Origin of the sequence: Dietzia sp. NCCP-2495 (assembly GCF_026011735.1) — a bacterium.
In the GTDB taxonomy this organism is placed as follows: Bacteria; Actinomycetota; Actinomycetes; order Mycobacteriales; family Mycobacteriaceae; genus Dietzia.
This window is the reverse complement of sequence record NZ_BRVN01000024.1, coordinates 28,171-48,370: the sequence shown is the minus strand read 5'-3', so window position 1 is coordinate 48,370 and position 20,200 is coordinate 28,171. Positions and strand designations below refer to the sequence as shown.

Here is a 20,200-nt window from a genome sequence, read left to right as displayed (position 1 = left end):
ACAAGGCCCCTCGCCCCGAACCCGAAAGGAGCCAACATGGACCACCTGGTCTGCACTACCTGCCTCGACGGCCTGGTCAACGACGACTGGACCGCGATCGAGGAGAACCACTCCGCAATCTCCACCGCCGAAGCGCTCGGCATGGTCACCCACACCGGCAGCGAGAACCACGGCGTCTACCGCTGCACCGTCTGCGGCGACGACCACTACGGCCGCGCCGAGATCGTCACCGCCGCCTGACCTCCGCCGCCCCCGCCACCCGGCGGGGGCGGCCCACGGGCGCACGCCCCCTCACCAGCCAGGAGAACACAATGAACACCAGCCCGAAGAAGACCCGCACCGGCTACTACGAGCCCACCGCAGCCAACGCCACCCACCTGCTCGACAACCGCGAGCTCGTCACCCAGGTGCGGCCGGCACTTCACATCACCCACGAGATCGAACGCCACGACGCCGCCGCCCTACTCAACGGCCACAAGAGATTCCTCTACCCCCAGATCAGCCGAGTCGCCATGCGAACCCACGGCCTCTACCTCGCCCACAACATCCCCCAACACCGGGACGACTACAACGGCGACCTGCTCGTCACCGGAGACCGACTCGCCCCCATCCCCAGCCAGGGCTAGTCCACAACCGCCCATCGCCGAGAGGCAGACGGGAAAACCGCAGGCGAGAACCAAAAAAAGCCCCGGAACTACTTGCGTACACGCATCATGCGTGTATGATAGAAGTAAGCAAGAGCCGGAGAGGGAGGAAGAGCAATGGACAATCAGAACTACGAAGTGGAGGACTCCCGCCTCTACAACGGCGACCACATCGCAGGGGTCGCCATGCTGGCAGCGAAGCTCGTCGACGAGCGGCTGCACCCGGGCAGGGAAGAGGACATCTACAGCATCGCCTACATCACCGCGATGACGTTCCGCTACCTCATCAGCGACCCCCGCACCCAGGGCCTCCCCGCCGAGAAGGCCCTCGCCGAGGGTGTCACCGTCGACGACATCATCTGCGAGACCATCGCCTCTACCCCGGGCATGGCCGAGGCGATCATCGCGACCCACTCGACCTCCCCCGTCGTCGATCTCGACGAGTTCGACTACTGACGAGCCGCAGCCCATCGCCGAGAGGCAGACGGGCACCACCCGAAAGGGATCTCCCGATGAGCATCACGGTCTACACCAAGCCGCAGTGCGTGCAGTGCGGCGCCACCATCAAGGCCCTCGATAAGGCCGGCATCAGTTACGAACTCGTCGACATCACCGCCGATGCCGCCGCACGCGACTACGTCATGGCCCTCGGCCACCTCCAGGCCCCCGTCGTCGTCACCGACACCGACCACTGGGCCGGCTTCCGCCCCGACCGCATCAAGAACCTCGCGGCCCACGCCGCCTAAGCCACCCACCAGCAGGGGAGGGGACATCACAATGCAGACCATGACCGAGGACCCGCAGGCCACCGCCGACCCGGTCGACGTCGACGACCTCGCCGCCACCGACGACGCACCCACCGTCCCCGAACTCGACCCCGAAGCAGCACTCCTCTGCGCCCTCCTGCACACCACCGACACCACCGAAGCTCGCCACATCACCGCCCACCTCGAGGCAAGCGACTTCCTCAACCCCCGATACGGCGACCTGTACAGCGTGATCGCCGACCTCATCGCGGCAAGCGAACCCCACCACGCCCCGCGGGTGCTCGCCGCACTCACCAACGCCGGCCGCTTGGCCGGCCACCAAGGACGGCTCCTCGCCGACGCCCTCCAGGTCGTCGCACTACTCGGAACCCCCGCCATCGGAGTGCGCACCCTCGCCACCGACGTCCTCGACGCCGCCTACCGCCGCCGCTTCGCCCGCACCGCCGCTGAGCTGACCCGTGCCAGCACCGAAGCGCCCACCGACGACCTCTTCGAGATCCTCCTTGGCCAAGGCCGCGCCATGCGTCGCGAAACCACGCGTCGCGCCGACCTCACCGGCGGACCGACCAGTGGGGGAGAGGGGGAGGCATGACGTTCATTGTCGGGACAGGCCCCACCGAGCTGCACGCCCACATCGACCTCGACCACCGCATCACCGCCACCATCCAGCCTGGGACGACTCCGGCCGTCACCGTCCTCGACGTCACCTGCAGCGACGGCCACTGGGCCGTCCTGGCCACCCTCAACACCGACACAACAGGCAAGGAGCCCCGGTGACCCCAGACGAAGCCCGATCACTCGGCCGCGCCATCCGCGCCGCACGCATGGAGGCCGGACTCACCCAGCTCAAACTGGCCGTGGCCATCGGAGTGAAATCCCCCTGGATCAGCGCCTGGGAACGGGGACAATCCCAACCCACCGCTTACCGACAGGCCACGCCGCCGGCCGTCATCAGCCAGGACCAGCTCACCGCAATCGCCGAAGCGCTGGACTGCACCATCGAATCCATCGAATCCATCGCCAACCGAGCCGCACTGTCCGCTGCCACCCGAGTCCTCTACGGGCTCGAACCACTTGGCCCCGCCCGCACCCTCGTCGGAGGCCAACGCTTCGACCTCACCGACGCCGAAGCCGACCGCGTCACCGACTTCATCACCGGACTCATCGCCGCCCGAGACCTGCACTAACCAGCATTGTCGGAGGCGACACCTAGGGTGCGCCACATGGACGAACTGCTGGGCCCACTGCGCCGAGCAGCCGAGCAAGCAGGCGAGAATCAGTTCCTCGAACTCCTACGGTGGCACCTCGTCGTGGCCGGCCTCCCAGATGTCGACCCCACCAAGCAGGGCGCCTACCGAGACGCCATCGCCGAGCTGGGGGAGGCGCGCACAATCGAGCTACTGCGCGACCTGCGCAGACTCGCCCTCAACCCCCGCCGCTATCGCAACGGCGCCGACGGCAAACCTCGCTACCGCCAGGGCCGAACCGTCAGCAATCACCACCACCGCGAGTAACCGCCTCGATCAGGTCGGCATCGCGGCGGTCCAAGGTACGGACGTTGTTGACCGACCGCGACACCGGACGGGTTCGAAGAGTCGACGCCACCGCCCGCGATTCGACGTCCAGCAGATCCAGCACGTCTCCGACCTGGTCCTTCTCGAGCTTCTCCGGGGCCAACCAGGTGTCCCACGAGGCAGGGGTCACAAAGACCGGCATGCGGTCGTGCACCTCGCCAGCCGCATCCTCACCGGTGCGCGTGATGATCGTGAACGTCGTCCGCCACTGCTCGTCACCGTCCTGGCGGTGGAAGGCCAACAGTCCCGCAGCGAGCAGCAGCTCGTCACCCGGGGCATGCACATAGCTGGGGTTCTTGACCTTCTTGCCGTCCTCGAGGGCTTCCTGCCACTCGTAGTACCCGGTCATCGGAACCAGGGCCCGCGCCGAGGCGAACGCAGAACGAAACATGCCATTGGTCGCAGCAGTCTCGAGCCGGGCGTTAATCGGCCGCGGACCTTTCTCTTTGGCCCACGACGGACGTAACCCCCACGTAGGCATGAACGCCTCACTCACCCGCTGTTCGCCGATCAGACGATCCCGGATTACGGGCGCCCGCGTGCGAGGAGCAACCGAGTAGGCCGGCTCCCACTCGAACCCCGGTTCCGACCCGTCCAGGTCAAGAACGTCGACCAAGGCTGCGCCAGACACTGCTACCGAGTACCGACCACACATGCAGCGGACGCTACTACCGGCTCGTGGCGTCAGCGGGTCGAACGACGGCGCCGGAGCGGCGAAGTGAACCGGACACACTCACTGCGAGACCGCAGACCGCCCCCCGGAACGCAGCCAGCCCACGCGCTCCCGCGTGGGCTGGACACGATGTGATACACTGGTAGACGGGTCGCAGCTACAGCTGACGCCTATCCTACTTAACTTCCTTCTAAAAGCCATAGTAGCGGTAAGCGCCACTGATCTCAAGCCCTCGTCGCGACGCAGTTACTGACGAGTGGAGGAAGGAGTACCGATGGTTGACACCAGAGAAGCGGAGACGTAGCAGCAAGCTACGTTGGTTCGCTGCGAAGGTCATCGCTCACTTGGGCTACGGCGCAATGAGCGGGACCGGCGCAGGTGGGTCACTGTGGGAGTTCTTTACGAACTTCCCCTGCTGACCTGAATGAACCGTCGTCGACGGCGGGCAGCACACTCAGGACTTGCAGGACTGCGCGAGTTCGCTACCCGTCCATGTCGACGCCCTCGGGCCGATTCCCGAGGTATCTGTAAACCGACGCACGGTGCAGGCCGAGGAGCCAGACGAGCTTTTCCGCGGCGTAGTCGCCGGAGGCGTACATCCGACGTAGCTCTTTCGGCGTCGGCGGGGAGAGCTTCGTACATGCCCTCGGCTTTCGCCCGGGCCACACTCTCGCAGGTGCGTTCGCGGTTCATGGCGCCCTTGAGCTCGGCGGCCATCCGAGCACCTGGCACAGCGTCGCACCGACTGGGTCGGCGGCATATGTCGTATGGCCAGCGGTCAGGGACCCGCCTTTGGCGTGGATCTTGGCGGCGATGTCGAGGAGGACGCGCAGCGAGCGGCCGAACCGGTCGAGCTTGTTGACCACGAGCTTGTCGCCGTTGCGCAGCTCGCTCAGTGCGCGTTCGAGCGCCGGCAGGGTCCCGATGTGGGGCAGCGCCTCGGGGTTAAAGGCGGTCTGGAGCCTCCAGCCGTTGGGCGGGGAGTGCGTGCTCTCTAACTTTGGAACCGTCTGCGCAGGCCGCAAGGTAGGGCATCGGTGCTGTTCACGCGCCTATTGGTGCGTTGTGGTGGGCGGACAGAGAAGGGGCCGTGGTGCCCGGCCCGGCATGTTCGATAGATGAGTCTTGCGCCGTATACAACATCTATGTACCTTTAGATCTGTTAGATTATGTATACGACGGATACGAAAGGTATCGCAGTGTCTAAGCAGAACACCGCCGAACTGGCCACCTCTGGAGGCGAGACGATCTTCGTCTTCATCTCCGCCGACAACGGCGGCACACGCATCGAGAATGGCGAGTCCGAAATTGACGTCATCCGCGGCACCTGGGTGTGTGCACCCGAGCGCGCCAAGCGGGTGGACCACCTAATTGCCGTCGGCGCCGACGGTCTGGTCACGCACGCAATGCGCGCATCCGTCGCCAACATCGAGCAAGTGAAACTCGCGAAGAAGACCGTCAGCCGCGTGCTGTTCGACGTCGAGGACTCCCCGGAGATGAAATTCCTGGTCGGCCATCCGTCTCCGGTCGCTCAGGTCCGCAACCCGGTCGCCTACGAGAGCACTGACTGGGTGCTGCACGGCGACGCCACCCTTGAGGACACCGACGAAGCGACCCGAGCCGTCGTGAAAGGTTACGTCCTCGACGTCGACGAGAACGGTGACGCCTTCGTCGCCGCACCCGAAGGCGGCAGCGTCACCGTCCTGTGCCGGTAACCCACGTTCCCAGGTCGCTTTGACCCATCAGCCCGGCAGTATCGGCGTGCATTGCTCTTGCGATTCCTACCGACAACGTTCACCGGCTAATGCAGCAAGCGCACCCCGGGCTCGCCTGACTGTTCCGGGGACGACAGAATCGATGTAATTGGCGCAGCCCCGGCACGAGCAGGTGCGAGCGGCTGCGGGGCTCAGGCTGGCATCGCAAGGTCCACCATCGCCTTGAGCGCGGTGTAAGGATCATCCGTCCATCCGCCGATCTCGTTGGCCGCCGGGCTATCTACCAGGTTTAGGCCGTCGGGCCCTCCGACTGCGTCGACCACGTCGTCCGGTTGATCCTTTCGGGGATCGAACGTCACCGTGATCTGGACTTCATCGATCAAGAAGAGCTGGGCTTCCGGGGGCTCGTTGTAGTTGTAGGCCTCGACGAACTCCTGTGGATCCTGCGCATTCTTGTCGGTCAGGGTCCCGGAGAACTTTCCGTTCTGGACTATTGCGCGAACTCGATCGACCTCGAAGTAGCCCTTTTCTGGGTCGTTGTTAGCTGCAGAAGCTCGCTCCAGGCTCACCGACAGCACGGATCCATCGGGCAGGCCCGTCTCTCCTGTGACCGCAACCTTGTCTCCATCGAGATTCGCACTCAGGTCGAGTGCGACAGGTCTGTTGAGAGTAGGAGCGGCTGTCGAAGTGGTGGAGCTGGCGGTGCTCGACGACGAGGACGTGGGTGATGCCAGCTCAGTTGACTCGACTTCGGAGTCAGACGAACCGCATCCGGAAAGAGCGAGGACAGAGAGGCTCAGAGCGGTGATGCCAAGAAAGAGTCGCATGGGGTCCTATCTGCAGAGTGCGTTCGAGTGGTTGATCAGCACGATTTAGGTTGCACGATGGTCTCAATGCTCGAGTCTGGGCCGTTGAGAGGCTGTCCTCCATGGGCGGACCAACACGGCCGGGCTCCTCCCCAAATATCCTCGTCGCTCTCGACAGTCCACGACGGGTCCTTCTGGTCAAAATCCGTTTGAGTCTCGTAGCCGTAGCAGTAAGCTGCGCGGGTCTTGGTGAGATAGAAGTCGATGCATTGATCGGTCAATCGGCGCAGTTCATCGGGATCGGATGTGCCTGCGACGAAGCGCACGTTGGACTGTCCGCCCTTGTGCTGTTTGGTCACTCCGTAGGCGCGGATCATCGCCTCGGAAAACTCGAGGGAGGGTTCGATCGCTGGCGAGGCGGGCGCATCGTTTTGACTGAGCTCGTCGGTCTTGAGGATGCCGAACACGATTGAGACACCATCGCCCACCTCAGTCCCCGGGGCGGGTTCTTGATCGAGGACCGTCCAGTTCTCGGGCGCCCACACTTGCCGCTTATCGCCCGACCGGTCTTCGACATCAGCATGGAGCTCCACCTCATCGAGCATTGCGTCGGCCTCTTCCAGAGTCATGCCGTTGAAGTCAGCCATGACGTAGGGATTCGACTGCTCGCCACACGCCGCAAGCAGGAATGGGATGGCGGCTAAGAAGGCTGCAGTGCTGTACCGACGACGACGCAGCACCGAGATCGAAGAGCTGTTGAACATGATCCCCTAAGAAGTGTCAGCAGACGCCCGCCACTGCGCAAACGATAGATGGACGATACCGACTCGCCACCTCTGGCTGCATCGCGCCCTGCCCCGGGAGCAGGCCCTCGAGGACGGTGCGGCATTTTTCGGTCCGCTCTGAAAGCCGTCCGTGTAACCAAATAGCCCCTGAGTGCGACACGTCGCTCACCCGACGTGGCCGCAACTATTTGCACAGTGGACTCCCTACAATAGAGCCATGACCAGCACAGAAGCCCACAAGAACAGCAACCTTAGAACTGCTCGCCAGGCTAAGAACGACGAGTTCTACACCCAGTGGGCCGACATCGAACGTGAGATGAACGCCTACTTGGATTACGACGCGGACGTCTTCCGAGGCAAGACCGTTCTCTGCCCGTGTGACGACCCCGAGTGGAGCAACTTTGCCAAGTTCTTTGCGCTTCACTTCACTGATTTCGGGTTAGCCAAGCTCATCTCGACCAGTTTCGCTCCCGACAGCAATCCGGGGCTCGAGTCGTATCAGCCTTCGCTGTTTGAAATCGAGTCCCCCCAATTTGATGAAGTAAAGACCCATACAAAGGGGAAGGTCTTCACGCTGCTGCCCGAGGACATCAGCGGTGACGGCAGGATCGACATCGAGGATCTTCGGTGGCAATACCTCCAGGGTGACGGAGATTTTCGATCCCCCGAGGTGACCGCGCTGCGTGACGAAGCCGACATCATCGTAACTAACCCGCCTTTTAGCCTGTTCCGCGAATTCCTCAACTGGCTTGTCGACGGTGACAAACTGTTCTCGATCATCGGTAGCAGCAATGCCGTGACCTACAAGGAAGTGTTTCCGCTCATCCGAAGCAATCAGCTTTGGAAGGGTGCCACTGCTAACTCCACCGACATGGTCTTCGGCGTACCGAAGGGTGCTGATGTCAACCCGACCGACAAGGTTAAGGCCGAACGACTCGGCTACCCATCGGACGGGAAGTACGACTACACCCGGCTTGGTAACTCCTGTTGGTTCACGAACATTGAGCACGGCCGCCGCCACGAGCCGCTCCAACTTATGGATACAGCCGACAACATCAAGTTCTCCAAGCACAAGGAGGTTCGAGGTGTCGGCTACCAGAAATACGACAACTTCAACGCCATCGAGGTTCCCTATACTGACGCGATCCCATCGGATCACAGCGGTTTGATGGGTGTTCCTGTTACCTTCCTTGACAAGTACAACCCAGATCAGTTCGAGATCATTGGGACTAGCGACGGGTCTTTCGCTGCAGAGCTCGGGGTCAAGCCTCTGGGCCCTGACTACGTGGGTAACGTCGGCCGTACCAAGCTAGGGCTTGCAAGTACACACAAAGCCGTGTTCAAGCGGATCGTGATTCGGCACCGCGCGGGGGCGCAGAAGTGAAAACAGAGCTGAAGCAATACACAGTCACCCAGATCGTCGAAGGGTTCCAGTACAACGAGCTCGAGGGCAAGGGCCTGTACGGACTGAACGGCAAGCTCACGATTCAACCCGAGTTTCAGCGCAGCTATCTATACGGGAACAGTAATAGAGAAGTCGCTGTGATCGAATCCCTGCTGAAGGGCTACCCGCTCGGGCTCATTTACTTCTCCGTCACAGACAGCGGCGACTACGAGGTTCTCGACGGCCAACAGCGCATCACCTCGATCGGCCGATTCGTGACCGGTCGGTTCGCCATTATTTACGAGGGTAACGAGCAGACCTTCGGTTCGCTGCCTAAGCACCTGCAAGACCGCATCATGGACAGCGAATTGCTGGTCTACCACTGCACTGGCACCGAGTCTGAGATCAAGGAGTGGTTCCAGACCATCAACATCGCCGGCATCCCACTCAACGTTCAAGAGCTGCTCAACGCGATCTACTCCGGGCCGTTCGTCACCGCAGCCAAGGAGGTGTTCTCGAACTCCAAGAGCTCACTCATGCAGAAATGGCTGAGCTACATCAAGGGTGACCCCAAGCGGCAGGACGTACTTGCCGAGGCCCTCAAGTGGATCTCCGACTCGCAGGGCATCACCGTCGACGCCTATATGGCCGCCCATCGCCACGACGACAACGCAGACCAGTTGAAGGCCTACTTTGACGAGGTCATCAGCTGGATCGACCACGTCTTCACCCGCTCGCCTGATCCCGAGATGCGAGGCCAGCCCTGGGGGCAGTTCTACGAGACGTATCACCATCAGCACTACAACGCCGTCGAGGTCGACGAGGCGGTGCAGGCGCTGCGCGACGACGACTCGGTCAAGAGCCAACGCGGGATCTACGAGTACGTGCTCGACGGCAAGCAGAACACCCAACTGCTCGACGTGCGGCTCTTCGAGACCGCAACCAAGAAGCAGGCCTACAAGCGGCAGACCGGCGCGGCCGAGGCCGCCGGCGTCTCGAACTGTCCACTGTGTGCCGTCGGTGGCAACGCCAACGCCACCCGGATCTACAAGCAGAGCGAGATGGAGGCCGACCACGTCGCCGCGTGGAAGACCGGCGGCAGCACCAGTCTGGACAACTGCGAGATGCTCTGCATCACGCACAACCGCGCCAAGGGCAACCGCTGACCAGGGTTCTGGTCAGTCGTGACATGATGATGGGCTCACGCCGTGGCAACTGACCCCGTCGAGACTCTCAGCACTTTCGTCCGCCGTCTGCGGCGCATCGAGGCTCACCCACTCATCTCCACAGACAATGGCGAATTGATCCGCGAACTCTGCTCGACACAGATGCACGTCACGGTCTATCCACAACTGAATGAAGCAGTGCAAACCTTCAACCTGCCCGACGAGGTGCTGTTCGAGTCTTTGGCCGCTCGGCTTCGTCCCATGACTCTGGAGCAAGACCGAATCGGCTACGGCAGGGTCTTCGATGCGCTGGACAGACTCACCGGCACCGACGACCTGACCACCCGCCTGTCCAACGACCACCTTCGCAGCGAGTGGACCCTCGCCACACGACGCGACCGCGCAAATCGTGGCTCGACTACGCGCGCCTACGGCGTTATTGGCGACGGTGAGCCGGTCAGCGATCTGGACCTTGCCTACGGATGGCTCTACGAGGACTCACTGCACGGTGACCCACCTAGCTTCGACCAGTTCGGCCTGCGTGAGCGCTACCGGGCCGCCACCCACGTGTTCTCCCATATTGCTGTGGTTGCCATAGAGACGCTGGCCTATCTCCGGCACCTCGCAGACGAAGGGCATCTCGTCCTACCCGACGAGGCGTTCGGCGCCGATGTCGTAGTCAGTGAGACGACTTGGGAGATTAGAGGCGAGTGGTACGTCGGAGAGCCGGTCGACGGCGGCATGTCCTCCGTTTCTGATGGTGAAGTTCCGGCCGAGATGCGACCAATCCAAGAGGTTTACCCGCCGAATCCGCCCGCGGACCCACCTGAGTGCAGCGACTGAGCGGCTGACCCACCACACCGTCCGACACTGGCCGGTGGGATTCGACACTGCGCCTAAGGGGATTCAATATATGGAACTTCAACCGGAAAACCGATCTCGCGAAGACCTCGAGAGGGAGTTCGCGCAACTCGCCATCGACGAGGCCTCCAAGTCGCCAGGCAATGCCCGTGTCGGCGTGGTCTTCGTTAAGGATGGCCACGTTGTAGCGACTGGCCACAGAGGCGAGCTCTTAAACCTGCACGCCGAACAGGTCGCACTCCAGAAGGCTCGTGACGAAGGCGCCACGCTCGCCGGGGCTGAGGTCTACACAACCCTCGAGCCCTGCGCGAACTCACGTACGGCCAGAGTTCCGTGCGCCCAGCTCCTGGTCGAGGCAGGTGTGTCCACCGTCCATATCGGCCAGTTCGACCGCAATCCACAGATCTACCGCTTGGGGTGGAAGCACCTGCGCGACGCAGGGGTCAAGCTGCGAGACTTCCCCGCGGACTTGCGTTCGCTTGCGGCTGAAGCGAACCAGAACTTCGCGCAGAACTTCACCCACGGGCTCGGCATGAGTGGAGGTGCAAAGTTCGACTTCACACAGAACGGTGGGAAGTTCACCATCAGTGCCGACGAGCTCCCTAGTTCACCAGCCTGGGAAACTCGATGGGGCAACTGTGGCGCTTCTGCCATCTACCTTATTGGTGGGATCCCGGGCAGGGTGGCACTCGCACGGTACGCCGAGAAGTTCACTGAGATTGACGATCCCGACGCTCTCGACTACGCGAGTCACTTCGCCGAAGTTCCGGTCGGCTCGATTGGCGTCATGCGCAACCCGCAAGGGCACGTTTTGTGCAGGGTCAAGAAGATTGAACCCACGCCAGACTACGGTGGCGGCGACCACGCCTCGGTCACGATCGAGTGGGAGATACGTCTTGCCGAGGAGTCCTGACCCAGGATGGCGACGAGCCACAGCTATCCCTCTCCGCTCCGGGCGAGCCTGTCCGTAAGCCGGTCGTTCGCGAGACGCTCTGCGGGTGGTCGGGCAAGGCGGGCAGTCCCAGGTCGCAGTGTCTCGCATGGGGTGGCCGGGCGCTTGTCCGCCTCCGGAGCCACCTACGCAGCGACCGAGAGCATGTTGGCGATGTATCCGAACACGATTCCTGCGAGCAGCAGGCCCGCGCCGAGCCACACCCAACGGCGGTCGCCGGGGAACTGGCCCTCGAGAAACTTCCGCAGCGCCGCACGCTCGGCCGCGGCCCCGGGGCCGACTTGCTCTACGAGCTGCTCCTGCATCTCCGCTGAGACTCTCGGTAGCGAGATCCGACCGCCGCCGAAACCTGGCATCGAGGTAGGGACTCGACTGAACGACTCCCGGTGCTCCTGCTTTGCCGCCTCCGCAGCGATCAGGCCGGTCCGCAGCGCTCGGACATTGCGCAGCGTCGTCACCGTCTCGGTGACGACCAGGGCTCCGCCGATGATCTGCGCGACGAAGGCGAGGCTGTGAAGCACGTAGAGCGTGGTTGACATGCGGCCAACCATAGGAGCCCGCTCCGACACGTCCGACCTCCACAGAACCCCTGTCCACCTGGGGTACGCCCACGCGGGACGGTTGTCGGCGCACTGTTTCTGCCGTGTCACAGGGTGAGTATCAAAATTTGAGACACAGTGTCTCTTCGCTTCGAGGGTGTACTGAAACGCTCGTACTTCAGCCACAGATGCAACCATGCGGCCACCAGCCGTCTACAGCGATCGCCCGGTGCACATCGTCGCGGTGTCAGCGATCTGGTCAGAAATCGTAAAGGCGCTTACGCGCGTCGAATGCAGTGCGACCGCCTTCCAACAGGTCCTCCACGTACTTTCGCACTTTCGGATCGTCGAGCGATCCGACGCCGTCACGTACCGTGCGGCCGTGCTGCCCGTCAGCTTCCATAGTCACAACCAGTTCGGCGTCTCCCAAGACGGGCACGTTTGCATTGTGTGTGCTTACGATCAATTGTCGGGTGCCCTTCAGAGATCGCAGCTTCTGAACGACGCCGTCATAGACAAAACGGTTGTCTAGGTCGTCTTCCGGTTGGTCGATGACAAGCGGGCTCATCGATGCACCGAGCAAGAGCAGCAGCAATGCAGTCGCTCGTTGACCTTTTGAAAGGTCCTCAAGGCGGCGCCACTTCGTCGCTGAGCCGTTGGCTGCGACGTTGAGCTGCACCTCGACAGCGAGGCCGACGGATTGCTCTTCTAGTTCTCTGTACAAAGGTTCACCAGCGTCCACAAGGGCCTTCGCCTGGGCGCCGGTAATGTTTAATCCTGCTAGCGCTTCCGATCCCGACCGAGCAGCAGTTACGAATGTCGCGATATTAAAGTCATCCCGATCGATGGCAGCAAACACCTGACCGCGCTGTGTTGTGAAGTGGTTGGCGACCACGGTCTTTATATGGTTTCGATCTGGTGATGCGATCGGTTTGACGATGACGGCTCCCCTTGTGGCCGCGTTGGATGCCGTAATGGCCTCCTTGAGTTGATCCGCGATTTTCTTATCAATTTCGGCCAGTTCGCGAAGCAACCCCGTTCTTTCGCTGCTCAGCTTCTCGTAGGCTTTATCGAAGACTGACCGTTTCTCGGCGCGCTTGGTGAGCCGGTTGAGGTTGGACTGCAGGGTTAGATACTCATCTGGTTTATATCCTTGCTCAACGAGTTCGCGGAGAACCGCAGAGACACCGTCGCGTTCGGTTTCGGTTGTGGACTCCCACGATTGCCTGGTCGTTTCAATCTCTGCCTTGGCTTCAGCGATAGCAGCCTGCACGGATGACGCAGCCTCCTCAAGTGCATTGGCGAGTTGCCCGAGAACCGGAGAGAGTTGCTCGAGGGTTGTCTTACGGGGGGAGTCGTTGACGTCGGTCAACTCGGCGCGGAGCTCTTCGACAACTGCTTCGATACCCCACTCGCGGGCCAGGCCCTCGACGGTTTGGACCCGTTCGGAGGCATCCGCGAGAACGGCGTCGTCCTTGTCTAGTCGAGTCTTCTGGTCAAGCTTCGCCGCAAGATCGGACTTGTCGAACGCCTCCATGCTTTCGGAGAGGCGTGGGATGTCCGCCAGTTCGGACTCAAGCGCCTCCCGGTCTCGCTCGTGCTTAGCAAGCGCATCACGGTTGTCGGCCAACTTCGTGAGAACATCGCCTCGCTCTGCAGGCGAGGCTGGCCTGCCAGCGACGCGTGCGACAAGCTCAGCCATCAGGTTTTTGTCCTGAGCCAGCTCGGCCAGTTCGTGTTGGCCGAATATTTCGAGGTTGCCCACGATGTCGCGTGGGCGCTGGTTCGTCTGGGTGCTGCTGGAGTCGCGAACGATGGCCGGACTGTTCGTTGTGCGTTCGATTGTGAAACGCGCCGGGCTAGGCGAAACCACGTCGACGACCAGCGAGATGACCGTTCCAACTCCAAGCACGTTCTTGACCATCTCTTTGTGGTCTTTACTGGACGCTTCGCCGATGGGTGGGATCTCCAGCACGTAGCGGAGACTCTCGATGACGGTGGACTTTCCGGTTCCTCGGCCGCCGATGAGGGCCGTGAGGTCCTCGGCGAGGTGGAGCTTCTGGCCGTTGAGATACCCGCCGTCCCAAGCAATCTCGCGAAGCAGCACACGAGACGTCGATGAAGGATCGGTAGTGCTGACTCGGGTCTTCGGGGTCTTCACCGCATGGCGTAGCCCCAATAGACTGGGGGTACTCATTTTGAACCACGTGCTCCCACCGGGCGAGGCAAGCGTCGCCGGGTCACAGATGTCGTCGGCATGGATAGCAACGAGCGGATGGCGGCGATCGTAGGGCCTGGTGCCCTTGAGGACCTTGGCCTGGTCGCCCATTTCGGCGGCAGACGGGGTGATGCCGATTGCCAACAACTCAGGGTGCTTGATCATCTCGGCAAGCGAGTCACCTTTCGCTCGACTCAACAGTCCAGCATTGGCGACGTTGGCGTGCGCCGGGATGACCAACGCTCCTCGGGCACACATGTCGGTCAGGATGTCCCCGTAGGACTTCGTCGTGGTGCCCTTCACGGCACCAGGCGTTAAACCGCACGCCCCAATCGCGGCCGTGACCTGATCGATCGCGGTTCCACGCTCGAACATCACCAACAAGTGAATGCCTTCAGAGGTGTTCGCCTCGAATCCTGGGAGCGCCGCTACGCCAGCCGCTTCAGCGTCAGCAATCAGCTGGGATGCACTGCTGGCGTTCCAATGATCCGTGACCGCGATTAGCTCAATCTGCTGAGTCTGAAACTCGGCAATCAAGGCCGCGTTGTAGGTTGCCTCATCCGCATATCTTTTCGAGGGTGACGCATTACCGACGTAACCGAAGGGGTTGACCTGGAGGGCCGCGCGAACCCAGCGGGCGCCACTCTGATTGTCGGCTGTTGGAAGGTCGTCCGTCCCCATCGATGAACCTCAGTTCTTTTCTCATTGTGCAGACTCTCATCGAACTAGCAGGCGTTACGGGCACTTCTCGGTCTGCTCGGGACCATCTTTCCCTGTGCCGGCGACGCCGCGCCACAACTCACTACAAGTGACCTCCACCAGTGACCACTCGACCCAACGGTTGCTCGCAACCTAGAGCGAAGATCACCCTGCTTCACATCGCGACCTCACTGGAGTTTCGTAACCGAGGCGTAGGCACCGCTCTCGTCCGCTGGGTCCAGATGCAATACGCCGGGCTGATCATTGAAGCTGAAACGGACAACGACGCGGTTGGCTTCTACCGGGCCGCGGGATTCGAGATCGTGTCGCTCGCGAAGTACATATTGGCGTCGAACGATCCCCGCCATTTACCGATAACAGTCACACTTAATCCTGTGCCGCACGGGTTAGATCGGACTACTGACACGTGTCCCTCTGAGGTGCAGGCCGCAACGCAACGTTGCCGTCAGTTCTGGATCATCGCATGAACTCGATGTCGTATCCGGCCAGCCCATCGATTGAGAGGCGGTATTCGACTCCCACGAGCGTTGCCATGTTCCAGCCGTCCTTGACGCTCAAAGTCTGCCCCGCAGATAACCCGTTTGCCCCACTTGCTGCGTACGACTCCACGTCGCCATCGCTCAACTCTTGAACGCCGTCGTACTCTCCCTGCTGGGCGTTGATCACCTGGGATTGGATCATGTCCGGAGAGATGGACGATAGATTCTTAATGGTGATCGGAAAGTAGACGCTCACGGGCTGTAGCGGCAGGTCGTAGGCGACCAACGCACCCTCGCTTGCTGCGAACTCGACCGGTTCGCCAACTGTGATCTCCAGTTTCACTTCACCGCCCCGAACTGCGTCTGAGTAGATCGCGGTCTGGCCGAACTTGCATGGATCTCCACCCGGTCTCGTTTCGCAGATCATTGGATCAGTGGCCGAAGCGGGCGCACTTTCGTCTCCCGAGTCAGGCGCTGGCGAGGGCTGCTCGGTGCTCGCAGCGGCAGAATTGTCTGCCGCTGACGAGTCCGACTCTTCTTCAAGGAGCGCTCCGACGGTAATGATGCTCGCCAGGATGATGCCGGCACCGCCGAGCGCGGCCCACATCTTCCACCGGATTGGCGGCTTAGGTCGACGAAAGTGCAGGGTCGTTCGCACACGGCCCTGCTGCTGAGAGAGCAACTCCCAGCCCTCCTGCTGCTTGTTGGCGATAGCTTTCGACTCGGTGCCGCGGATCGCCTTGATCTCGGTGACTTCGTACTGCGGTTCGTTACCTGGCATGGTTTTCCCGTCCGTCGATAGCGGTGCTGTGAGTGAACCCGTACCCAAGGACGGGAAGTGGTTAGTCGGTGGAGTCTGCACTAACTGTCGGACAAGTAGCGGTACACGGACGTGCGGTGCAGCCCGAAGAACCGGCCCAGTTCCGCAGCGGTGTACCCGCCGCTCGCGTGCATCTGGCGAAGCCTGTTCGCGTCGGCGGGGGAGAGCTTGGGTTGACGACCCCGGTACTTTCCTTCGGTTTTCGCTCGAGCAACGCCTTCGCGAGTGCGTTCGCGGTTCATGGCGACCTCAAACTCGGCGGCCATGCCCAGGACCTGGAAAAGCATTGCACCGACGGGATCGGCGGGGTTGTAGGTGGAGCGCCCGACGGTCAGGGATGCGCCCACGTCCTGGATTTGGTCTGCGATGTCGAGGAGGTCGCGTAGTGATCGACCAAGTCGGTCGAGCTTGGTCACGACGAGCTCATCGCCCTCGCGTAGCTCGGCCAGTGCCCGATCGAGGGCTGGCCGGATGCGGCGGCGGCCGCTGACTCCGCGGTCGAGGTGGATTCGTCGGGGCTCAACGCCGAGGGCGATCAGCGCTTCTCGTTGGGTCTCGACGTTCTGTTCCTCGGTCGATACTCGCCCGTATCCGATCCTCATGTGTCGAGTGTCGCATATAGCCACGATGTCGCCGCTTTTTCTGCACGTCATGTTTATGCGACGGCGACATGAGGCGCCGTTAGGGTTTGAGCTGCCCGAGCCTCTAGGTCGGGGGCGCGGCTCGGAGTGTCGCGTTAGGCGATCGTCAAATGCGACACATGAGCGGGGAGGTATTTCGATGAATCCGATGATTGTGGGCTTGGGTGGAGCGTGCGCACTGGCCGCGACTGTGCCCCTTACGTGGGCGCTCGTTCGAGAGTGGGCGGGTCAGGAGAGCGCGCCAAGCTACAGGCAGTGGCGCGATGTCACGCTCAGTTTGGTGGCTGGTGTGTTCCTCGGCATCGCCTTGCTCGCCGCCTACCCGGCCGTACTGACGTTCTTTGTTCTGATCGCTGTTGGGATCGCTGGCATTGCAGGAGGGGCGGCGACCGGATGGGTGACGCGAGCTCCAGAGAATCGCGATCGGCGCTAGGGCGTGTCTCCGGCCGGCCCCCCTCGTCGGCCCTCCGAGGTGCGAGACGCCGCCGCAGTCCGCGGCTAATCCTCGACGAGCGCGGACGGGTGCGCTAGAGTCGGTAACATAGGTAACGCGGTACGTTACTCGTTACCTGTTACCCGCCGCTGCCAAGAGGGATGCCTACATGTCGACGTCGCAGAAGATCGCACACGCCTACGGGGAGCTCATCGCCAGAGGCGACAAGATCACCGTTCGAGCTTTGCAGAAGCAGGCCGGCGTCCGGATCGGTGACGTCGCCGCGTGGATGCGTGACCACGCCGGCGGCGCCGGCGGAGACGTGCCCGAGGCGCCGGACCTGTCCGAGCCGATGGCGGCAATGGTCCAGTCGGTCTGGGCTGCCGCATGGAAACGCGCCGCCGAGAAGGCCTACGACGAATCGGCAAGCGCGCTCGACGATGCTCGAGCTGGGGAAGCTGACGCGCTCGCTGCGGCTGACAGATCCGCCGCAGAGCGGGACGAAGCAGTCGCGGCCCGCGACGTTGCACTCCGGGAGGTGGAGCAGTTGCGTCAACACGTGGCGCAACTACGCGAACAGCTCGAGACGGCGCAGCAGAACGTCAGAACGTCACAGGCCGCGGCTGAGGAAGCTGATCGTGCGCGAGTGCGGGCTGAGGCCACGTCCGACACCCTCCGCGAGATCTTGGACGCAAACCGTCGAGCCACTAACCAGTCACCCGCACCGCAGGAGAGCGAGGGCACGGAATGAGCCGCAACAGTCTTGCCGCTATCGCAGTTGCGCCGCTGAGGGTCTTAATCGGCGATGCCGCGGTCTCGTTCGCATCTGGGCGTGGGGGAGTGCGCCGAGTAGTCGCCAGTGATCGCACGTCGCAAGTTTTATACGGCTCCGGCCTGCATCCGAATCGTCTACTCCATCTCGATCCCGGAGTCATCATCGAGTGCCGCAGTGGCGACTGGTTTGCACTCGATCCGGCCAAGGTCCGGGTCGGGCATTCAGGCAGTGGAGCGCGAGAAGCGATCGGTGAGCTCACAGCGCTCGGACTGCCGGATGCACTCGCCGAGCGGATCGCGCACTCGACTTACAGCGACGTCCAGTTTGACGCCAGTGGCGCAATGCAGTCACACGAGGACACCTATCCCAGGCCACTTGCTTTCTCCGTTCCCGAGAAGATCGACGGGCGATGGACAGTCATTTTGTCCGCCGAATCGGAGGACGACCTTAGGCGCATTCAAGACTGGGCGACCTATCTCGACCGCGAACCGGGCTGGCTGCCGACATGGGTTTCCGGCGCTCGCGGCGCGACTGTCCTGGTCGACGAGAAGTGGGCCGTCAGGAACGGCTTTACTGTCGACCCGCCCCATCCGAATCAGCCGATCTCGATCGCCATCCAGCAGGGGAGTCTCACCCTTTGGATCGCTTGCCCGCTCCCGCCGGATTGGACCTACCTCCATCCAAACGGGTACGAGGTGCTCGACACTTTCGGCTTCGCTCTGGAGCACTACCGCCGACTAGATGCCGGCCCGCTGTGGCGCCGGTGGATCACGCACAAGCTCGACCGTAATCGTGCCCTCCTGGTCCCCACGCGGAGCTGACGGAGGCTGCCGAGGTGGAGTTCGCAGGAGCCGTAGTGTCGCTGGTACTGGCCTGGATACTGCTCCCCGTACTGGGCAGAATCGGCGGAGCTCTCCTCATCATTGTCGGATCGGCTGCGACCTTAAGCCACGAGCCGTGGGCGGGCTGGACGATCGCAACGGGGGCTGCTCTGTGGCTTAGTGGTAGCTGGTTGCACGCGCTCAAAACGTCCCGGTACTCGTCGATCCTGGCCCGGATTCTGTTCGAGCACACGCCCTTGAAGTGGACGCTCTGGCAGCACTGGGCGCGTGCGCGTCGCTCCCGCGAGGCAGCGCGCCGGCCACACGTATACGTCCCGTCTCAGGTGTGGCAGTCGGGCCAACGCTGACACATCCCTCGACCCGCGAAAGATCGACGGGCCCGCCGGTTGGCGGGGCCCGTCTGCGTTCGCGGGGGAGTGGTCAGAAAAGTGTCGGAAGGTCGCGGTCTTCGACTTTTCCGACGGCCTCGGCGTAGGCGATGGGGTCCCATCCGTTGCAGATTGCGGCGCGGACGGCGAGTGATCGCTGGGCGCGGGTGCGTCCGTCTCCGGTGGTGCGATTGGCGCCGGCGCGACCGCAGGCCACGGCGTAGCGCAGGTTCGCCGTCTGGGTTGACGGGATGAGATGCCCGTCGTCGACCCGGACGCACAGTGGTTCGTTGCACCGGTGCTCGCCGACGGTGTAGGAATCGTCGTCGCCGTAGGCCAGGAGGAGTGCGAAGCGGTGAGCGCTCATCGTGCGGGAGACGCCGTCGCGTCGCCAGGTGATGCGGCCGTACCCGTCGCCGCCGCTGATCGCACCGACCCACAGCCAGCACCCGGGCGAGCGGATCACCCGCGACCAGAACCGGTCGATTGTGTGGGCACTCGGCGCGATCGCATTGCTGTACGCGCGGCGCTCGGTGACGACACCTTCGTGCCGGGGCTCAAGCTCGAGCCCCGGCAGCGGGATGTCGTCGAAGAGGGTCACGCCACGTGAGCCTCATCGGAGCGGTGACCGTCGTGCTCGGAGTCCGACGCTGACACCTCCCCGCCCAGCGGCTCGTCGTGCTCGGTGTCGCTGTCGTCGTCGTCCTGGTCGTCGTCGGTGAGCGCATCCAGGGCGGCCTTGATGTCGCGGGTGGTGATGCCGAGGAGTTCGGCGATCTCCGCGCGGGGCTCGCCTTCGTCGATGAGGGCTTGGATCGCCTGACCGGCGTCGCGGCGGGCGCTCTCGATGGCGTCGGCGGCGGCGAAGTAGCGCGTGGCCGCGGCTTCCATGCGTTCGTCGCGTTCGCGCCGGGCCTTCTGCTTCTCGGCGAGTGCCTGTCGGGCGCGATTGCGGGCGCTTGTGCGGTCGGACGTCCTGGCCATCTGCGTTGGTCCCCTCACTCTTTCGATCGGTGTCTTCGACTCTATCGCCCGTGA

At 62.7% G+C, this 20,200-nt stretch carries 26 protein-coding genes; 16 read left to right on the top strand and 10 right to left on the bottom strand.

What is annotated here, in order from left to right; all coding sequences use genetic code 11:
- From OPF83_RS15225 to OPF83_RS15190, 8 genes are all read left to right on the top strand, one after another.
- On the top strand, positions 1–240 hold a 240-nt coding region (locus tag OPF83_RS15225), incomplete at its 5' end, for a hypothetical protein (protein WP_264888443.1).
- Positions 241–311: 71 nt separating this feature from the next.
- Positions 312–626, top strand: a complete 315-nt coding sequence (locus tag OPF83_RS15220; protein ID WP_070721492.1) for a hypothetical protein — start codon at positions 312–314, stop codon at positions 624–626.
- Between the two features lie 135 nt (positions 627–761).
- Positions 762–1,100 carry a hypothetical protein gene (locus OPF83_RS15215; RefSeq protein WP_119192533.1) on the top strand — a complete coding sequence of 113 codons (339 nt, stop codon included), beginning with the start codon at positions 762–764 and terminating at the stop codon, positions 1,098–1,100.
- A 56-nt stretch (positions 1,101–1,156) separates the two neighbouring features.
- The gene (nrdH, locus tag OPF83_RS15210; protein WP_061230154.1) at positions 1,157–1,390 is read left to right on the top strand and encodes a glutaredoxin-like protein NrdH; all 234 of its coding nucleotides are present in this window, start codon (positions 1,157–1,159) and stop codon (positions 1,388–1,390) included.
- A gap of 40 nt (positions 1,391–1,430) precedes the next feature.
- Positions 1,431–2,003 carry a DnaB-like helicase N-terminal domain-containing protein gene (locus OPF83_RS15205; RefSeq protein ID WP_264888441.1) on the top strand — a complete coding sequence of 191 codons (573 nt, stop codon included), beginning with the start codon at positions 1,431–1,433 and terminating at the stop codon, positions 2,001–2,003.
- Positions 2,000–2,188, top strand: a complete 189-nt coding sequence (locus tag OPF83_RS15200) for a hypothetical protein (RefSeq protein ID WP_119192530.1) — start codon at positions 2,000–2,002, stop codon at positions 2,186–2,188. Before OPF83_RS15205 ends, OPF83_RS15200 begins: the two co-directional genes overlap by 4 nt.
- On the top strand, positions 2,185–2,598 hold the full coding sequence (locus OPF83_RS15195) for a helix-turn-helix transcriptional regulator (protein WP_264888440.1): 414 nt from the start codon (positions 2,185–2,187) through the stop codon (positions 2,596–2,598). Before OPF83_RS15200 ends, OPF83_RS15195 begins: the two co-directional genes overlap by 4 nt.
- A 36-nt stretch (positions 2,599–2,634) precedes the next feature.
- Positions 2,635–2,925, top strand: coding sequence for a hypothetical protein (locus OPF83_RS15190; protein WP_264888439.1), 291 nt, complete (start codon positions 2,635–2,637; stop codon positions 2,923–2,925).
- On the opposite strand, the gene OPF83_RS15185 is transcribed toward OPF83_RS15190, so the two are convergent.
- Together OPF83_RS15185 and OPF83_RS15180 are read right to left on the bottom strand one after the other, a co-directional pair.
- Entirely contained in the window at positions 2,900–3,640 is a 741-nt protein-coding gene (locus OPF83_RS15185) for an SOS response-associated peptidase (RefSeq protein ID WP_264888438.1), read from the bottom strand. The genes OPF83_RS15190 and OPF83_RS15185 overlap by 26 nt on opposite strands.
- Positions 3,641–4,347: 707 nt before the next feature.
- Complete coding sequence (locus OPF83_RS15180) at positions 4,348–4,683, bottom strand: recombinase family protein (RefSeq protein WP_264888437.1); 336 nt, start codon at positions 4,681–4,683, stop codon at positions 4,348–4,350.
- 174 nt (positions 4,684–4,857) lie between these two features.
- Between OPF83_RS15180 and OPF83_RS15175 the strand changes: the two genes are divergently transcribed.
- The gene (locus OPF83_RS15175) at positions 4,858–5,373 is read left to right on the top strand and encodes a hypothetical protein (RefSeq protein ID WP_264888436.1); all 516 of its coding nucleotides are present in this window, start codon (positions 4,858–4,860) and stop codon (positions 5,371–5,373) included.
- A gap of 191 nt (positions 5,374–5,564) precedes the next feature.
- Here OPF83_RS15175 and OPF83_RS15170 read toward each other — a convergent pair whose 3' ends face one another.
- Together OPF83_RS15170 and OPF83_RS15165 are read right to left on the bottom strand one after the other, a co-directional pair.
- The gene (locus OPF83_RS15170) at positions 5,565–6,200 is read right to left on the bottom strand and encodes a hypothetical protein (RefSeq protein ID WP_264888435.1); all 636 of its coding nucleotides are present in this window, start codon (positions 6,198–6,200) and stop codon (positions 5,565–5,567) included.
- Between the two features lie 35 nt (positions 6,201–6,235).
- Positions 6,236–6,943 (bottom strand): PASTA domain-containing protein, encoded by a 708-nt coding sequence (locus tag OPF83_RS15165; RefSeq protein ID WP_264888433.1) that lies wholly within the window; start codon positions 6,941–6,943, stop codon positions 6,236–6,238.
- A 238-nt stretch (positions 6,944–7,181) separates the two neighbouring features.
- Here OPF83_RS15165 and OPF83_RS15160 point away from each other — a divergent pair, with 238 nt between their 5' ends.
- The 4 genes from OPF83_RS15160 to OPF83_RS15145 are packed head-to-tail and all read left to right on the top strand — an operon-like array spanning position 7,182 to position 11,288.
- On the top strand, positions 7,182–8,348 hold the full coding sequence (locus tag OPF83_RS15160; RefSeq protein WP_264888431.1) for an adenine-specific methyltransferase EcoRI family protein: 1,167 nt from the start codon (positions 7,182–7,184) through the stop codon (positions 8,346–8,348).
- On the top strand, positions 8,345–9,514 hold the full coding sequence (locus OPF83_RS15155; RefSeq protein WP_264888429.1) for a DUF262 domain-containing protein: 1,170 nt from the start codon (positions 8,345–8,347) through the stop codon (positions 9,512–9,514). Before OPF83_RS15160 ends, OPF83_RS15155 begins: the two co-directional genes overlap by 4 nt.
- A gap of 42 nt (positions 9,515–9,556) precedes the next feature.
- Positions 9,557–10,357: a hypothetical protein gene (locus tag OPF83_RS15150; RefSeq protein WP_264888427.1), complete on the top strand. Its 801-nt coding sequence runs from the start codon at positions 9,557–9,559 to the stop codon at positions 10,355–10,357.
- A gap of 34 nt (positions 10,358–10,391) precedes the next feature.
- Positions 10,392–11,288, top strand: a complete 897-nt coding sequence (locus OPF83_RS15145) for a deaminase (RefSeq protein WP_264888425.1) — start codon at positions 10,392–10,394, stop codon at positions 11,286–11,288.
- A 164-nt stretch (positions 11,289–11,452) separates the two neighbouring features.
- On the opposite strand, the gene OPF83_RS15140 is transcribed toward OPF83_RS15145, so the two are convergent.
- Together OPF83_RS15140 and OPF83_RS15135 are read right to left on the bottom strand one after the other, a co-directional pair.
- Positions 11,453–11,866, bottom strand: coding sequence for a hypothetical protein (locus OPF83_RS15140; RefSeq protein WP_264888423.1), 414 nt, complete (start codon positions 11,864–11,866; stop codon positions 11,453–11,455).
- A 259-nt stretch (positions 11,867–12,125) separates the two neighbouring features.
- Positions 12,126–14,765, bottom strand: coding sequence for a TrlF family AAA-like ATPase (locus OPF83_RS15135; protein ID WP_264888422.1), 2,640 nt, complete (start codon positions 14,763–14,765; stop codon positions 12,126–12,128).
- Between the two features lie 140 nt (positions 14,766–14,905).
- Between OPF83_RS15135 and OPF83_RS17565 the strand changes: the two genes are divergently transcribed.
- Positions 14,906–15,271 carry a GNAT family N-acetyltransferase gene (locus tag OPF83_RS17565; protein WP_375546279.1) on the top strand — a complete coding sequence of 122 codons (366 nt, stop codon included), beginning with the start codon at positions 14,906–14,908 and terminating at the stop codon, positions 15,269–15,271.
- Here the strand turns inward: OPF83_RS17565 and OPF83_RS15130 are convergent.
- Both OPF83_RS15130 and OPF83_RS15125 read right to left on the bottom strand, forming a co-directional pair.
- Positions 15,261–16,064, bottom strand: coding sequence for a hypothetical protein (locus OPF83_RS15130; RefSeq protein WP_264888421.1), 804 nt, complete (start codon positions 16,062–16,064; stop codon positions 15,261–15,263). The two genes, OPF83_RS17565 and OPF83_RS15130, sit on opposite strands and share 11 nt — an antisense overlap.
- 80 nt (positions 16,065–16,144) lie before the next feature.
- Positions 16,145–16,705 (bottom strand): recombinase family protein, encoded by a 561-nt coding sequence (locus OPF83_RS15125; RefSeq protein WP_264888419.1) that lies wholly within the window; start codon positions 16,703–16,705, stop codon positions 16,145–16,147.
- A gap of 641 nt (positions 16,706–17,346) precedes the next feature.
- Between OPF83_RS15125 and OPF83_RS15120 the strand changes: the two genes are divergently transcribed.
- Entirely contained in the window at positions 17,347–17,928 is a 582-nt protein-coding gene (locus OPF83_RS15120; protein WP_264888418.1) for a DNA-binding protein, read from the top strand.
- Positions 17,925–18,773, top strand: a complete 849-nt coding sequence (locus OPF83_RS15115; RefSeq protein ID WP_264888417.1) for a hypothetical protein — start codon at positions 17,925–17,927, stop codon at positions 18,771–18,773. The genes OPF83_RS15120 and OPF83_RS15115 overlap by 4 nt, the downstream gene beginning before the upstream one ends.
- A 441-nt stretch (positions 18,774–19,214) precedes the next feature.
- On the opposite strand, the gene OPF83_RS15110 is transcribed toward OPF83_RS15115, so the two are convergent.
- Together OPF83_RS15110 and OPF83_RS15105 are read right to left on the bottom strand one after the other, a co-directional pair.
- On the bottom strand, positions 19,215–19,763 hold the full coding sequence (locus OPF83_RS15110) for a hypothetical protein (protein ID WP_264888415.1): 549 nt from the start codon (positions 19,761–19,763) through the stop codon (positions 19,215–19,217).
- Positions 19,760–20,146 (bottom strand): hypothetical protein, encoded by a 387-nt coding sequence (locus OPF83_RS15105; protein ID WP_264888413.1) that lies wholly within the window; start codon positions 20,144–20,146, stop codon positions 19,760–19,762. Before OPF83_RS15105 ends, OPF83_RS15110 begins: the two co-directional genes overlap by 4 nt.
- Between the last annotated feature and the right edge of the window lie 54 nt (positions 20,147–20,200).

What these genes read in the sequence shown, in the direction of transcription:
- OPF83_RS15220 (WP_070721492.1), top strand. Translation starts at nt 312, where the DNA reads ATGAACACCAGCCCGAAGAAGACCCGCACCGGCTACTACGAGCCCACC.
- OPF83_RS15215 (WP_119192533.1), top strand. Translation starts at nt 762, where the DNA reads ATGGACAATCAGAACTACGAAGTGGAGGACTCCCGCCTCTACAACGGC.
- nrdH (WP_061230154.1), top strand. Translation starts at nt 1,157, where the DNA reads ATGAGCATCACGGTCTACACCAAGCCGCAGTGCGTGCAGTGCGGCGCC.
- OPF83_RS15205 (WP_264888441.1), top strand. Translation starts at nt 1,431, where the DNA reads ATGACCGAGGACCCGCAGGCCACCGCCGACCCGGTCGACGTCGACGAC.
- OPF83_RS15200 (WP_119192530.1), top strand. Translation starts at nt 2,000, where the DNA reads ATGACGTTCATTGTCGGGACAGGCCCCACCGAGCTGCACGCCCACATC.
- OPF83_RS15190 (WP_264888439.1), top strand. Translation starts at nt 2,635, where the DNA reads ATGGACGAACTGCTGGGCCCACTGCGCCGAGCAGCCGAGCAAGCAGGC.
- OPF83_RS15185 (WP_264888438.1), bottom strand. Translation starts at nt 3,640, where the DNA reads ATGTGTGGTCGGTACTCGGTAGCAGTGTCTGGCGCAGCCTTGGTCGAC.
- OPF83_RS15170 (WP_264888435.1), bottom strand. Translation starts at nt 6,200, where the DNA reads ATGCGACTCTTTCTTGGCATCACCGCTCTGAGCCTCTCTGTCCTCGCT.
- OPF83_RS15165 (WP_264888433.1), bottom strand. Translation starts at nt 6,943, where the DNA reads ATGTTCAACAGCTCTTCGATCTCGGTGCTGCGTCGTCGTCGGTACAGC.
- OPF83_RS15160 (WP_264888431.1), top strand. Translation starts at nt 7,182, where the DNA reads ATGACCAGCACAGAAGCCCACAAGAACAGCAACCTTAGAACTGCTCGC.
- OPF83_RS15140 (WP_264888423.1), bottom strand. Translation starts at nt 11,866, where the DNA reads ATGTCAACCACGCTCTACGTGCTTCACAGCCTCGCCTTCGTCGCGCAG.
- OPF83_RS15135 (WP_264888422.1), bottom strand. Translation starts at nt 14,765, where the DNA reads ATGGGGACGGACGACCTTCCAACAGCCGACAATCAGAGTGGCGCCCGC.
- OPF83_RS15130 (WP_264888421.1), bottom strand. Translation starts at nt 16,064, where the DNA reads ATGCCAGGTAACGAACCGCAGTACGAAGTCACCGAGATCAAGGCGATC.
- OPF83_RS15125 (WP_264888419.1), bottom strand. Translation starts at nt 16,705, where the DNA reads ATGAGGATCGGATACGGGCGAGTATCGACCGAGGAACAGAACGTCGAG.
- OPF83_RS15120 (WP_264888418.1), top strand. Translation starts at nt 17,347, where the DNA reads ATGTCGACGTCGCAGAAGATCGCACACGCCTACGGGGAGCTCATCGCC.
- OPF83_RS15115 (WP_264888417.1), top strand. Translation starts at nt 17,925, where the DNA reads ATGAGCCGCAACAGTCTTGCCGCTATCGCAGTTGCGCCGCTGAGGGTC.
- OPF83_RS15105 (WP_264888413.1), bottom strand. Translation starts at nt 20,146, where the DNA reads ATGGCCAGGACGTCCGACCGCACAAGCGCCCGCAATCGCGCCCGACAG.